Source organism: Arthrobacter sp. 05N429 (assembly GCF_056397045.1).
On sequence record NZ_JBFTMQ010000002.1, the window covers coordinates 557,680 to 571,029 of the forward strand.

Here is a 13,350-nt window from a genome sequence, read left to right on the forward strand (position 1 = left end):
TGAGTAAGGATACAAAATGACTGAATCACGCTCGGGGTACTCCCGCGGCCTGGACCCGGTGGCATCCGAGATGCAGCTGAAGGTGGCCGTGATCGGCGCCGGCTACTGGGGACCCAACCTGGCACGGAATTTCACGGCCAGCCCTGACTGGGAGCTGGCCGGAATCGTGGACCTGGACCAGCGACGTGCCGCCAAGCTCGCCGCCGCCCAGGGCGGCGTTCCCGTCTTCAGGTCCATTGACGAGCTGCTGGACATGGCCGACGTCGACGCCGTTGCGATTGCGACGCCGGCCCACACGCACCACGGCATTGCCCTGACTGCACTGAAGGCAGGGAAGCATGTGCTGGTCGAGAAGCCCCTCGCGGACAGCCGGACCAAGGGGCTGGAGATGGTCGAGGAAGCGGAGGGACGCGGTCTGGTCCTGATGGCGGACCATACCTACTGCTACACGCCGGCCGTGCTGAAGATCCGGGAGCTGATCGCCGACGGGTCCCTCGGCGACATCCTGTTCATCGACTCCGTCAGGATTAACCTGGGCCTCGTGCAGCCGGACGTGGACGTCTTTTGGGACCTCGCCCCGCATGATCTGTCCATTCTCGACTTCATTCTTCCCGACGGGCTGCGGCCGGTGGAGGTGACAGCGCACGGAGCGGACCCTCTGGGAACGGGTCAGGCCTGCGTCGGGCACTTGACGTTCGCCCTCGCCAACGACGCCATGGCCCACGTCCACGTCAACTGGCTGAGCCCCACCAAGATCCGTCAGCTCGTGGTGGGCGGCTCCCGGCGCACCCTGGTCTGGGATGACCTGAATCCGCAGCAGCGGCTCAGCGTCTACGACCGCGGGGTCAGCCTTGACCGGCAGTCGCCGTCGGCGGCGGACCGAAAGAAGTCCGCCATTTCCTACCGGCTGGGTGACACGTGGTCGCCGGCACTGCCCGAACACGAGGCGCTTGGCGAGATGGTGGCCGAGTTTGCCAACAGCATCTGGCAGCAGCGGCCCGCCCGGACCAGCGGAGCTTCCGGCCTCCGCGTGCTGTCCGTGCTGGAGGCCGTCAGCGACAGCCTCAGCGCTGACGGGAAAGCCAGCATCGTCGTCGGAAATGAACCCCAGCTGGAGGCAAGCAGATGAGCATCCTGCAGGGCGCGCAGGTCCTGGTCACGGGCGGGGCGGGAACCATCGGGTCCACGGTCGTGGACCACCTGCTCGACGCCGGCGCCGGCAGGGTCGACGTGCTCGACAACCTGGTCCGTGGCCGGCGCGCCAACCTCGACGCGGCGATCGCCAGCGGGCGGGTCGAACTCGTCGAAGGGGACCTCCAGGACCGGGACCTGGTCCACGACCTGACCCGGGGCAAGGACATCGTCTTCCACCAGGCGGCGATCCGGATCACGCAGTGTGCCGAAGAACCCCGGCTCGCCCTCGAGGTACTCGTGGACGGAACGTTCACCGTGCTCGAAGCCGCGGCGGCCCATCGGGTCGGCAAACTCGTGGCGGCATCCAGCGCTTCGGTCTATGGCATGGCGGAGACGTTTCCGACGCCGGAACGCCACCACCACCACAACAACGACACGTTCTACGGCGCGGCCAAATCGTTCAACGAAGCCATGGCACGCAGCTTCCGGGCCATGTCCGGCCTGGACTATGTTCTGCTGCGCTACTTCAACGTGTACGGGCCGCGGATGGACGTCCATGGCCTCTACACCGAGGTGCTGGTGCGCTGGATGGAGCGGATCGAGGACGGGCTGCCGCCGCTGATCCTGGGCGACGGACTGCAGACCATGGATTTCGTCCACACCAGGGACGTGGCCCGGGCCAACATCCTGGCCGCGGGCAGCGGGGTGGACGAGGGCGTGTACAACGTCGCCAGCGGTGCAGAGACCAGCCTGCTGGAACTCGCCCGGGCGCTGCTGCGGGCCATGGATTCGGAACTGCCCGTGGAGCACGGCCCGGAGCGGGCCGTCAACGGCGTCGTCAGGCGCCAGGCGGATACCTCCGCGGCCCGGAACGACCTCGGCTTCAGTGCCGAAACCGGACTCGAGGAAGGCCTGCGCGAACTCGTCGAATGGTGGCGGCCGCTGCGCGCTGAGATCGCGGACGCCCGGGTCGGCGGTGCGCGGTGACCGTCAACCAGGACCAGGCCCTGAGCCGGATCAACGTGATGAAGCCGTGGCTCGGGCCGGAGGAAGCCGCGGCGGTGGCCGAAGTGATCGCCTCCGGCTGGGTGGCCCAGGGACCCCGCGTGGTGCGCTTCGAGGAAGCCTTCTCCGCCGCTCAGCAGGCCAGCCACGCCGTCGCGGTCTCCAACTGCACCACTGCCCTGCACCTGGCCCTGAAAGTCGCCGGCATCGGACCCCGTGACGACGTCGTGGTGCCTTCCCTGTCCTTCATTGCCACCGCCAACGCCGTCACCTACGTGGGTGCCCGGCCGGTCTTCGCCGACGTCGAGGCGGACAGCGGGAACGTGTCCGTGCGGACACTCGCCGCGGCCCTGACGCCTGCCACCCGCGCCGTGATCGTGGTGGACCAGGGCGGCATGCCGGTGGACCTGGACCCGATCCGGGCGCTCTGCGACGGTCTGGGCATCACCGTCATCGAGGACGCGGCCTGCGCCGCGGGCTCCACCTATCGGGGCCGGCCCGTCGGAGCTGGTGCCGAGCTCGCTGCCTGGTCATTCCACCCGCGCAAAATCCTCACCACCGGGGAAGGCGGAATGCTGACCACCCGCAACCCGGCCTGGGCGGACCGTGCACGGAAGCTCCGCGAACACGCCATGAGCGTCTCGGCCAACGACCGGCACGCCGCGGTCCTGGCCCCGGCCGAGGAATACGCGGAGATCGGGTTCAACTACCGGATGACGGACATGCAGGCCGCCGTCGGACTCGTGCAACTGGACCGGCTGGGGGAGGCGGTGTCCCGCCGCCGGGCAATCGCCGCCGCGTACCGGAAGGCACTCGCCGGCGTGGAAGGCCTGCGCTTCAGCCAGGATCCGCTCTACGGCACCAGCAACTTCCAGTCCTTCTGGGTGGAAGTCCTGCCGGACTTCGGCCTCGGACGGGAGGGACTGCTGGAACGGCTGGCGCTGGACGGGATCTCTGCCCGGCGCGGCATCATGGCCGCACACCGGCAACCCGCCTACGCAGGGCGGGACACGGGCGGGGCGGACCTGTCCGTGACGGAACGGCTCACGGACCACACCGTGATCCTGCCGGTCTACCACCAGTTGACCCTGGACGAGCAGTCCAGGGTCATCCATTCGATTCTGAAGGCTGCGGGGAAATCCTATGACTGAGCTGCTGCTGATCGGCGCCAGCGGCCTGGCCCGCGAGGTGCTGGCCTGTGTGCGCGAAAACGGCCAATTCGACGTCGTCGGCGTCCTCGACGACGACGAATCCAGGGCGGGGTCAACCCTGGACGGCGCCCCGATCCTTGGTCCCGCCAGCCACGCCCTGCGCTACCCGGAAGCGCGGGTGGTCGTCTGCATCGGTGCGGGGAGGGGCCGCGAACGGGTTGTCGCCAGACTCGCCGGCCTGGGTTTTCCGAGCCACCGCTACGCGACGGTGGTCGAACCTTCGGTCCGGATCCCGTCCTGCTGCGACATCGGTCCCGGGAGCATTCTGCTCGGCAATGTCACACTGACCACCGGAATCACGGTGGGGAGCCATGTTGTGATGATGCCGGGTGTGACGCTGACCCATGACGACGTCGTGGAGGACTTCGCCACCCTCGCTGCCGGTGTGTCGCTGGGCGGCGGCGTCCGGATCGGGCGCGCGGCGTATCTGGGCATGAACTCGTCCGTGCGGGAAGGCACCCGGGTGGGGGCCCGAAGCAGGATCGGCATGGGAGCCGCCGTTCTGGGCGACGTGCCCGACGGTGAGACCTGGGCCGGTGTCCCGGCACGGGTGCTGGAGCCCGCAGCGGCCGTGGCCGGCGGTGCGCGATGACCCGGCCCCTGAGCGTCAAAGTTTCCGTCCCGATGGTTGACCTGGGAGCCCAGCAGGACGAGATTGCGGATGAAGTCGAGGCGGGGCTGAAGGACGTCTTCACGCAGGCCTCGTTCATTGGAGGCCCCGCCGTGGCCGAATTCGAGCAGTCCTATGCCCGGTTCCTCGGCGCCGGCAGTTGCGTGGGGGTGGCCAACGGAACCGATGCCCTCGAACTGGCACTGCGGGCTTCCGGGGTCACGGCGGGCGGGGAAGTCATCCTCCCCGCCAACACCTTCATCGCCACCGCCGAGGCAGTGAGCCGGATCGGCGCGGTTCCGGTGCCCGTCGACGTCGACCCGGAGCACCTGCTGATCGATCCCGGCCGTGTGGCTGCGGCTGTGACATCCCGGACCCAGGCCATCATGCCCGTCCACTTGTTCGGTCAAACGGCTTTTGTTGAGCGGCTGGTGCCGATTGCGGCATCCTGCGGCGCCGTCATAGTCGAAGATGCCGCCCAGTCCCAGGGCGCCACCCGCAATGGCCGCTTCGCCGGCACGCTGGGGTCGGTGGCCGGCACGAGCTTCTATCCGGGCAAGAACCTCGGTGCCGCCGGGGACGCAGGAGCGGTAATGACGGACGACGAGGACATTGCGGCCCGGGTGCGGATGTTCGGCGCCCACGGCAGCGAACAGAAGTACCAGCACGACGCGGTCGGCATGAACTCGCGCCTCGACACCATCCAGGCGGTGGTGCTCAACGCCAAACTGCGCCGGCTGGCCGGCTGGAACGAACGACGGCGGCAGGCCGCGGACCGCTACCAGGAACTCCTCGCGGACCTGCCCGGCGTCGTGCTTCCGCGCAGCGCCGAGGGAAACATCGACGTCTGGCATTTGTACGTCATCCGCGTCGCGGAACGGGACCGCGTGCTTGCGGCCTTGAACGACGCCGGCATCGGCGCCGGAATCCACTACCCGGTTCCGGTACACCTCAGCGGCGCCTACCGGGGACTGGGGCTTGGCCCCGGGTCCTTCCCTGTCGCAGAGCAGGCCGCCGGGGCAATCTTGTCGCTGCCGATCTTTCCGCACATCAGCGAAGCGCAACAGCAGTACGTGGCGGACCAGTTGCGGGCAGCCCTGGGCCGGCCGTGACGATGAGCCCGAAGACACGCCGGGGGATCCTCCTCGCCGCCTTGGCCCTGTACCTGGTTGGCCTGGCGTTTGTCGGCGGCTGGCCGACGCCGGTGGACCGCCCCCTGGCAGGCCTCCTGCGGCAGGTCATTGACGCGGTGCGGGGTTACCCCCTGACGGCCGGCATCACGTACATGCACGTCGAGGGGGCAGCCAACGTCCTGCTCTTTGTTCCGTTTGGGCTGATCGTCGCCCTGCTGCTGCCGACCCGCCGGTGGTGGCTCGCGGCGGTCGCCGGCGCGCTGACCTCAGCCGGAATAGAAACCGTCCAGTACCTGGCCTTGAGCCAGCGCACGGCGAGTCTGGGGGACGTTCTGAACAACACACTGGGCGCCCTGCTGGGGGCAGCGGCCATTCGGATCATCCGGACCCACCCCGCGAGGGAGACCGCGCAGGGACCCGGCACAGAACCCGCTTCTGATCCCGCTTCTGATCCCGCTGCAAGGAGCTATGTCATGAAAACCATCGCAGAAACCGCAGACGTGGCGGAAACCGCCGTCATCGGCGACGGAACCCGAATCTGGCATCTCGCGCAGGTCCGCGAGGACGCCACGGTGGGCAGCAATTGCAACATCGGCCGCGGCGCCTACGTGGGTCCCGGCGTCGTCATCGGCCCGAACTGCAAGCTGCAGAACTACGCGCTGGTCTACGAACCGGCGCGCCTCGCCGACGGAGTCTTCGTCGGCCCCGCGGCGGTACTCACCAACGACCTGCACCCCCGGGCGGTGACACCCGACGGAACGCTCAAGGGCTCCGAGGATTGGGAAGCCGTCGGCGTGACCGTCGGCACGGGCGCCTCCATCGGCGCCCGAGCCGTCTGCGTTGCCCCCGTATCGATCGGCGCATGGGCCACGGTGGCCGCCGGTGCAGTTGTCACGAGGGACGTGCCTGACTACGCCGTCGTTGTCGGCGTTCCGGCCAGGCAGGCGGGCTGGGTGGGTGAGGCCGGGCATCCGCTGAAACGGGACGACGCCGGCCGTTGGCTGTGCCCCGCCACGGGCCGCCGGTATGTCGAGAGCAACGGTCAACTGGCGCCCGCCGAGGCGGGCTGAGGGGGAGTCATGGAGCAACCGGCCGGCAGCAAAGTGGTCTTGGGCGGAACGCCCGTCGACCTGATGGATTCCGGGCCCGCACTGGAACTTATCCTGCGGCGTGCAGCCCTCAACAGCCCCCGGCCACTGGCCGTGGCCTCGGTTAACCTCGACCATCTCAACCACTTCGGCACGGGGGGCCGCTGGTCAGGAACCCTGCATGCCGATCCCGGCAGCGTCGTGGACTGGATCTACCTCGTGGACGGTGCCCCTTTGGTGTCCCAATCGCAGCGGTTGACAGGACGCCGCTGGCCCCGCCTGGCCGGCAGCGACCTGGCCGCCCCGCTCCTGGCCCGGGCCGAGGAACTCGGCCTGAAAGTCGGCTTCCTCGGCGGCACCGAAGATAACCAGCGCCTGCTGGCCGGGAAGCTCGCCCGGGAACGGCCGCGGCTCCGGGTCGCGGGGATGTGGTCCCCGACCCGCAGCGAACTGGCTTCGGTCGCCGACTCTGAGAGGATCGCCGGCCAGATCGAAGGCTCCGGCGCCCAGATCCTCTTTGTGGGCCTGGGAAAACCACGCCAGGAACTGTGGATAGACCGCTACGCCGCCCTCACCGGCGCGGCAGTCCTGCTGGCCTTCGGCGCTGCCGTGGACTTTCTGGCCGGACGGGTGCAGCGCGCCCCGGAGTGGGTCAGCCGGCGCGGCCTCGAATGGGGGTACCGCCTGGCCCTTGAGCCGAGGCGTCTCGCCGGCCGTTACCTGCTGGCCGGACCGCCCGCCTATCTAAGGCTCAGGACCGGCTCCCATACCGTGCCGCCGGACCTGCCGGAGGCGACGTCCGCGCGGGCCCCCACACCCCGGACCCCCGGGCGGTTCACCGGACCGGACGGCTCCGCGGATGCCGCCGTCGTGGTCGTCACCTACAACAACGCCGGTGACATTGACGGCATGCTGCAGGGCCTGCGGGCGGAGACGGCCGACCTGACTTTGCGGGTGCTCCTCGCCGACAACTCATCCCGGGACGGCACCCTCGGGATCGTTCGCGAAACGCACCCGGATGTCATCGCCTTCGCAACCGGCGGCAACCTGGGGTATGCCGCCGGCATCAACGCCGCCCTGCAGAGAGCCGGCGACGCCGAGGCAATCGTGGTCCTCAACCCTGACCTCACAGTGGGGCGCGGCTGCCTGAAGGCGATGCTTCACCGCCTGCGCAACTCGAACGCGGGTGCCGTGGTTCCCAGGATCCTGGCCGCGGACGGTGCCACCAGCCCCACCCTGCACCGCGAACCGGGCATCAGCCGCGCCCTAGGTGACGCCTTCCTGGGGCGCCGGGCGTCCGGGCGTCCCGGATGGCTCGCGTCTACGGATTTCCACCCGGAAAGCTACGCCCACGCGCATACAGCCGACTGGGCCAGCGGCGCCGCGCTGATGGTCAACCGCCGGCTGGCCGATGCCGTGGCGTGGGACGAGTCCTTCTTCCTCTACTCGGAGGAGACGGACTTCTTTCGCCGTCTGCGGATCTGCGGCGCGACGGTCTGGTACGAACCTTCCGCCACCGTGACCCATGAGGGCGGCGGCTCCGGCACGTCCCCGGGCCTGCACGGCCTGATGGCCGTGAACCGGATCCGCTACATCCGCAAATACCATTCCCCTGCGTACGCCACGGTCTTCCGGGGGGCCGTTGCCCTGGCGGAACTCCTGCGCTGCTGGAAACCGGAGCGCAGGGGTGTTCTGCGTACAGTGCTCGACGAGCGGAGCTGGACTGCCTTGCCCGGCCCGGGCAGGGAAGCTGCTGACGGCGCGGACTCCGGCGGGTTTCCGCAGGGTTCGGTCATAATCCCGGCGCACAACGAAGCCGCCGTGATCGCGCGGACGCTCGCTCCGCTGGCGCCGCTGGCCGCCGCGCAGCAGCTGGAGGTCATCGTGGCCTGCAACGGCTGTACCGACCGCACCGCCGCGATCGCGCGGGGATTCGACGGCGTCACGGTGCTGGAACTGGGGCAGTCGTCCAAGGCTGCCGCCCTCAATGCGGGGGACGCCGCCGCCTCACAGTGGCCTCGGCTCTACCTTGACGCGGATGTGCAGATCAGTCCGGATGCGGCGCGCGCGGTCCTTGCCGCCCTCAGCTCCGGCCCGGTACTGGCCGCGCGCCCTGCGGCCCGCTTCGACCTGCAGAACGCCCACCCGCTGATCCGCTCGTACTACCGGACCAAACTCCGCCTTCCGTCCGCCCGCGCCGGTCTCTGGGGCGCCGGCGTATATGGCCTCTCCCGGGAGGGGCGGCAGCGCTTCCAGCAGTTCCCCGCTCTGACGGCGGATGACCTGTTCGTGGACCGTCTCTTCGAACCCGCGGAAAAGGCCGTACTGGACGTGGAACCTGTGGTCGTCCGCCCGCCCCGGACGCCCAAGGACCAGGTGGCCGTGCTGCACCGCGTTTACCGCGGCAACGCCCAGCAGAACGGCGGGCACGGCGGAGTGCACAGCACGGCCGGCCGCACACTGGCAGAGGTAGCCCGCTCAATCCGCGGTCCGCTGTCCGCTGCCCATGCCTTGGTGTACGTGGCATTTGCCCTTGCCGGCCGCCGGGGCAGCCGGCGCCCGGGGGAATGGGAACGCGACACCAGTACCCGGCAGCCGGCCGCGGGCGGCAATCAGCCCTGACCCGCCGGACGCTGAAAGCCGTGGGACGGTGCCGTCACCGCCCGGAGACGGGGCGGTGCGCGAGGATTTCGGCGAGCTCAGCCAGCCGGTGGGCCCGGGCGGACTCAGCCGGAGTAAACGGCTCGCCGGGGCGGCTGAACGTGATCGGCCCGTGCCACGCAGTCGGGATCCTCAGCACACTCCCGTCCGTTGGCAGTGCCGTGCCCGCGTTCCCCGCTCCGTTCTGTGGGGCCGCGTTGGCTGCATGTGCCGTGTCCGTATCCGGCACAGTTTCGATCCGTGCGTGCAGCAGTTCAGCCACCGCCAGCGGCAGCTCGTCGGGGTTGGCCGCGATCCTGGCCGCGAGGCTCAGCGCCCCGGTCTGCCCGTCGGCCATGGCCAGCGCCGTGGTGGGCCAGACATGCGGGTCGCTTCCGCCGCCGTCGCGCAGCGCTTTGAGCAGTTCCGCCTCGCGCAGGCCGCCGGGCGCGGACAGCACAAACTCGTCCAGCACGCCGCCGTGGACCGGGTGGACGTGGATGCTCAGGATGTTGGTGTCCAGCCGCGCCAGCGACTGACTGAGTCTCTGCAGTGAACCGGGCCGGTCCTTCAGCACGGTGCGGGCCCGCCACAGGGCCGGCGCGTCGCCGAGCCGGCTGCGGTGCCGCAACGCGGGGGCGTGCAGCCACGTCCGGAGCATCCGCGTCGCGGACGGTTCCGCCACCCAGATGACCAGGATGGTGGCGGTCAGCGTCAGGACGAGGACCTTGGCCACGTAGGGCAGGTGCGTTCCCACCACCGCCGCGTGGACCAGGAGCTCGATGGGCAGCATCACGGCGACGTTGGCCAGGGTCAGCCGGGTCTTGGTGGGTTCGGGCATCTGGCCGCAGACTTCGCAGCTCAGCTCGGATGCGGCCGGGGCCGGTGTTCTGCCGTGTTTTCTGCCACGGGCTGAGGGCTTCATGGGTCCCATGATGTCCGCCCGCTGTTACGGCCCTATTGCCGGGCCGTGACGATTTCGTTCGGCCTAGCGGCTACGCTCACCGGCGGCCTCGACAGCGCGGTCGCCCGCCCGCTCCGGGGCGGTGTGGTCGCCAGTCCGGCCGTGCTCCGGGCCGGCGATCTGGGTCAGCAGGTCACGGATCTCGGCCAGCAGGGCTGTGTCGGCCGGGAGCGGCTTCTCCTCCGGCTCCGCAGTGGCCAGGCGCTTCTTAACCATGTGGTTGATCCGGTTCATCGGCGCCACGAAGATGAAGTAGACGACGGCGGCCGTGATCAGGAATGTGACGAACGCGGTAATGACCGCACCGAAGTTGACGAACGTCTTGTCATTGCCCGGCCAGATCCAGAAGCCCAGGCCCTTCGTCTCGACCCCGCCGGCCGCCGCGATGATGGGGTTCACGATGTTCGAGGTAAACGCGCTGACCAGGGCGGTGAATGCGGTGCCGACCACGACGGCGATGGACAGTTCGATCACGTTGCCGCGCAGGATAAAGTCCTTGAATCCTTTGAGCATGGGTCCTCCGTGTGCCTTGATGTAGCTCTGTGTGCCGTGACCCCGGCGCGGGGATCAACCGCTAGACGCTATCACCTCCCGGGTCCGGTCTCCCGCCGGCTCCGATTCCAATGAATGGATAACCAGGCCCGCTCCGCGCCCTTCCGGGCGTAATATCAGGCGTGGATGCCAGCGCCGCCGTCGCACCACCCGACCGCGAGAAAGGCGCCTCCCACCCGTGAAGATGCTCTCCGAGATGTTCACCATGGCTCCCGGCAACAAGGACCACCAGGTGGCCATCCGCTGCGCCGTCGGTGTCTTTGTCCCGCTGATCACGCTGGTGTTCCTGGACCGGCTGGACCTGGCCATCTTCGCCTCTTTCGGCGCCTTCGCCGGCATCTACGGCCGCAACGAACCGCACAACAAGCGGTTCCTCCTTCAGTTCCGCGCCGGGACGCTGATGCTGGTGGTCATGCTGCTGGCAGCCCTCACCGCCCGCGCCGGGGTGGCGCTGGCGCTCTCGGCCGCGGACACCGTGTGGCTCCAGGTCTTCGCCACCACCCTGGTGGCCGGAGGCTGCTCGCTGATCGTCGCCTGGTGGCGGCTCCGGCCCGCGGGATCGCTGTTCCACATCTTTGCCTTCGCCGCGATCGCGTCCATCCCCAACCAGCCGCCGCTCTGGCAGGCCATGCTTGTGGCGGTGCTGACCGTCGTTTTCTCCCTGCTCGTCGGACTGTCCTCCCGCGTGCTCCGGAGCCGACGGACGCCGTGGGGTCGGGCCGCCACCGCAGCACTCACACCGGCCGAAAAGCGGACGGCCCTGCTTGAAAGTATCGGCTACCTCGTGGCGGCCGGCCTCGCCGGAACCCTGGCGACGCTGCTCGGTGAACAGCTGGGCTTCGGCCACAACTACTGGGCGATGGTGGCCGCCGTCGTTCCACTCGTCGGCCACACCACCCGGCACCGGGTGAGCCGCGGGCTGCAAAGAATCGTAGGCACGGCGATCGGGCTGGTGCTGCTCGCGGGCATCCTGCTCCTGCAGCCCGCACCCTGGCAGACCGTGCTGGTGATCGCCGCCTGCCAGTTCGGGGCAGAGATGTTCATCGCCCGCCAGTACGTCCTGGCCCAGATCTTCGTGACGCCGCTGGCCCTGATTTCCACCCTGCTGGTGGTTCCGTCCGCGCCCGGCATCCTGCTGCGGGACCGGATCTTCGACACCGTCATCGGTGCCGCCGTCGGCATCGCCGTCGTGCTGGCTCCGGCGGTGTGGCGGCGGCTGCGCACCGCGGCCCGGGCGGGCTAGGGGACGCGCACGGATTCGGCCGGCGCGGCTTCGACCAGGACCGGCGTCGTTCCTTCCTTACCGTCCGCACCGGCCTTCGCCGCTCTGGCGGACTTCCGGCCCGCCCGGCCGTAGACCAGATACATCGTCACACCGGTGATGACCATCAGCAGCACCGTGTAGACGAAAGTGTTCGAGACGCCGTCGACGCCCTCGGCGCCGTCCGTGTTGGCCTTGATCACCAGTCCCAGGGGCTGGAACAGCGGGTGGGCCAGGAAGATGGCGGTGTCGTAGTCATCCAGCATGCTGTTGAAGTTGAGGGCGGTGATCGCGGCGGCTGCCGGCAGGACGATCGGCAACAGGATCCGGCGGAACACGTACAGCGTCTTGGCGCCCATGATGCCGGCAGCTTCTTCCAGCGAGGTGTTGACCGAAGCGAAGGAGGCCTTGAGCATCCGCAGGGTGAACGGGATCTTGACGGTCACGAAGGCGATGAGCAGGATCACCGTGGACCCGGTCAGGACAGCGCCGCCCACCAGCGGATTCGGATGGTCGTAGCTGAGGATCAGGCCCAGGGCGAGGAGCGCGGACGGGAGGATCCACGGGATGTGGAGGAGGTACTCGAACACCGATGTCACCCAGTTCCGGTACTTCTGCAGGAGCCGGGCAACGAAGAGCAGGCCGCCGACGGCGATCAGCGCGGCCAGCGCGCTGTAGACGATGCTGATGATGAACGGCCGCAGGCCCGAGGGCTGGGTGAGAACCCGGATGTAGTTGTCGAACGTCAGGCTTCCCGGCAACAGCTGGCCGGTCTGGATCGCGGCGCCGTCGGCGAAGGAATACAGCACAATCAGGACAACGGGCAGCGTGTAGACGGCGAACAGCAGGTACGCGAGGACGTGGACGACAGTGTTGGCCACCGGGTTGCGGATCTGCTGCTTCTGCAGTCCGGAAGAGACTTTTGAAACCGAGAAGTAGGTTCCGCCCTTTTCCATCCGGGTCATGGCCGCCAGCATCAGGATGGTGGCCACACCGAGGATCACGGCGAGCAGGGCGGCGAGGTCCCTCGACGTCGGGCTGTTGCTGAAGGTGAGGATCATCGGCGTGATGGTCTGGAACTCCCGGCCGCCCAGGACCTGCGGTGCGCTGAGGGCTCCCAGACCGGTCAGGAACGAGAGGATGGTGACGGCGAAGAGCGTCGGCTTGAGCATCGGCAGGACGATGCGCCGGAGGATGGCCCAGGTGGAGGCTCCCATGTTCCGTGCCGCTTCGATGGTCTGGTAATCCACGCCCTTGAGCGCGTTGGTGACGAACAGCATGTGGTTCGTCGTGGTGGCGAACGTCATGACGGCCAGGACGGCAAAGAAACCGGAAAACCAGCCGGGATCCATGCCGGGGAACAATCCCAGCAGGAAGCCGGTCACGATTCCCTTGTCCCCGTAGATGAATTTGTAGCCCGCCGCGAGCACAATGCCGCCGTAGATGAAGGTGGTGGCGTAGCCGAGGAACAGGATCCTCGAGCCGCGGATCCTGAAGTACTGCGTGACCAGCACAATGAAGATTCCCACCACGTTCACAGTGATGGACAGGGCGACCGCCAGCAGGAAACTGTTGCCCAGTGATTTCATTGCCCGCTGGGAAGAGAAGAGCTTTTCGGCGGCGCGCCCGGAGAAGGTCCCGTCCGGGAAGAAGGTCTGGATCAGCACATTCGCGTTGGGCCAGACGAGAAAGGCCGCGATGAACCAGGTCAGCACCACCCCGACGATCAGGACTGCGGGGGAGCGGAGCATG

At 68.6% G+C, this 13,350-nt stretch carries 11 protein-coding genes and 1 pseudogene; 9 read left to right on the top strand and 3 right to left on the bottom strand.

The window, feature by feature from the left end:
* Positions 1 to 16: 16 nt before the first annotated feature.
* The 8 genes and pseudogenes from AC1DF4_RS06530 to AC1DF4_RS06565 all read left to right on the top strand — a co-directional run bounded on the left by AC1DF4_RS06530 (position 17) and on the right by AC1DF4_RS06565 (position 8,803).
* Positions 17 to 1,129, top strand: a complete 1,113-nt coding sequence (locus tag AC1DF4_RS06530; RefSeq protein WP_476912106.1) for a Gfo/Idh/MocA family protein — start codon at positions 17 to 19, stop codon at positions 1,127 to 1,129.
* Positions 1,126 to 2,121, top strand: coding sequence for an NAD-dependent epimerase/dehydratase family protein (locus AC1DF4_RS06535; RefSeq protein ID WP_476912107.1), 996 nt, complete (start codon positions 1,126 to 1,128; stop codon positions 2,119 to 2,121). The genes AC1DF4_RS06530 and AC1DF4_RS06535 overlap by 4 nt, the downstream gene beginning before the upstream one ends.
* Before the next feature lie 38 nt (positions 2,122 to 2,159).
* Positions 2,160 to 3,290 (top strand): DegT/DnrJ/EryC1/StrS family aminotransferase, encoded by a 1,131-nt coding sequence (locus tag AC1DF4_RS06540; RefSeq protein WP_476912194.1) that lies wholly within the window; start codon positions 2,160 to 2,162, stop codon positions 3,288 to 3,290.
* Positions 3,283 to 3,942: an acetyltransferase gene (locus AC1DF4_RS06545; protein WP_476912108.1), complete on the top strand. Its 660-nt coding sequence runs from the start codon at positions 3,283 to 3,285 to the stop codon at positions 3,940 to 3,942. The genes AC1DF4_RS06540 and AC1DF4_RS06545 overlap by 8 nt, the downstream gene beginning before the upstream one ends.
* 32 nt (positions 3,943 to 3,974) lie before the next feature.
* Positions 3,975 to 5,072 (top strand): DegT/DnrJ/EryC1/StrS family aminotransferase, encoded by a 1,098-nt coding sequence (locus AC1DF4_RS06550; protein WP_476912109.1) that lies wholly within the window; start codon positions 3,975 to 3,977, stop codon positions 5,070 to 5,072.
* A 173-nt stretch (positions 5,073 to 5,245) separates the two neighbouring features.
* Positions 5,246 to 5,464 (top strand): annotated as a pseudogene (locus AC1DF4_RS06555) (VanZ family protein); the annotation flags it as partial.
* Positions 5,465 to 5,566: 102 nt separating this feature from the next.
* The gene (locus AC1DF4_RS06560) at positions 5,567 to 6,163 is read left to right on the top strand and encodes an acyltransferase (protein WP_476912195.1); all 597 of its coding nucleotides are present in this window, start codon (positions 5,567 to 5,569) and stop codon (positions 6,161 to 6,163) included.
* 9 nt (positions 6,164 to 6,172) lie between these two features.
* Positions 6,173 to 8,803, top strand: a complete 2,631-nt coding sequence (locus AC1DF4_RS06565) for a WecB/TagA/CpsF family glycosyltransferase (RefSeq protein WP_476912110.1) — start codon at positions 6,173 to 6,175, stop codon at positions 8,801 to 8,803.
* Between the two features lie 34 nt (positions 8,804 to 8,837).
* On the opposite strand, the gene AC1DF4_RS06570 is transcribed toward AC1DF4_RS06565, so the two are convergent.
* On the bottom strand, positions 8,838 to 9,746 hold the full coding sequence (locus tag AC1DF4_RS06570) for an ACT domain-containing protein (protein ID WP_476912111.1): 909 nt from the start codon (positions 9,744 to 9,746) through the stop codon (positions 8,838 to 8,840).
* Between the two features lie 63 nt (positions 9,747 to 9,809).
* Positions 9,810 to 10,298: a large conductance mechanosensitive channel protein MscL gene (gene mscL / locus AC1DF4_RS06575; protein ID WP_476912112.1), complete on the bottom strand. Its 489-nt coding sequence runs from the start codon at positions 10,296 to 10,298 to the stop codon at positions 9,810 to 9,812.
* Between the two features lie 217 nt (positions 10,299 to 10,515).
* On the opposite strand from mscL, the gene AC1DF4_RS06580 reads away from it, so the two are divergent.
* Positions 10,516 to 11,580 carry an FUSC family protein gene (locus AC1DF4_RS06580; protein WP_476912113.1) on the top strand — a complete coding sequence of 355 codons (1,065 nt, stop codon included), beginning with the start codon at positions 10,516 to 10,518 and terminating at the stop codon, positions 11,578 to 11,580.
* Here AC1DF4_RS06580 and AC1DF4_RS06585 read toward each other — a convergent pair.
* The gene (locus tag AC1DF4_RS06585; RefSeq protein WP_476912196.1) at positions 11,577 to 13,349 is read right to left on the bottom strand and encodes an ABC transporter permease; all 1,773 of its coding nucleotides are present in this window, start codon (positions 13,347 to 13,349) and stop codon (positions 11,577 to 11,579) included. The genes AC1DF4_RS06580 and AC1DF4_RS06585 overlap by 4 nt on opposite strands.
* Position 13,350: the final 1 nt, after the last annotated feature.

Bases quoted from the DNA above. Each gene is read 5' to 3' on its own strand.
- AC1DF4_RS06530 (WP_476912106.1), top strand. From the start codon at position 17: ATGACTGAATCACGCTCGGGGTACTCCCGCGGCCTGGACCCGGTGGCA.
- AC1DF4_RS06535 (WP_476912107.1), top strand. From the start codon at position 1,126: ATGAGCATCCTGCAGGGCGCGCAGGTCCTGGTCACGGGCGGGGCGGGA.
- AC1DF4_RS06540 (WP_476912194.1), top strand. From the start codon at position 2,160: ATGAAGCCGTGGCTCGGGCCGGAGGAAGCCGCGGCGGTGGCCGAAGTG.
- AC1DF4_RS06545 (WP_476912108.1), top strand. From the start codon at position 3,283: ATGACTGAGCTGCTGCTGATCGGCGCCAGCGGCCTGGCCCGCGAGGTG.
- AC1DF4_RS06550 (WP_476912109.1), top strand. From the start codon at position 3,975: ATGGTTGACCTGGGAGCCCAGCAGGACGAGATTGCGGATGAAGTCGAG.
- AC1DF4_RS06560 (WP_476912195.1), top strand. From the start codon at position 5,567: ATGAAAACCATCGCAGAAACCGCAGACGTGGCGGAAACCGCCGTCATC.
- AC1DF4_RS06565 (WP_476912110.1), top strand. From the start codon at position 6,173: ATGGAGCAACCGGCCGGCAGCAAAGTGGTCTTGGGCGGAACGCCCGTC.
- AC1DF4_RS06570 (WP_476912111.1), bottom strand. From the start codon at position 9,746: ATGAAGCCCTCAGCCCGTGGCAGAAAACACGGCAGAACACCGGCCCCG.
- mscL (WP_476912112.1), bottom strand. From the start codon at position 10,298: ATGCTCAAAGGATTCAAGGACTTTATCCTGCGCGGCAACGTGATCGAA.
- AC1DF4_RS06585 (WP_476912196.1), bottom strand. From the start codon at position 13,349: ATGCTCCGCTCCCCCGCAGTCCTGATCGTCGGGGTGGTGCTGACCTGG.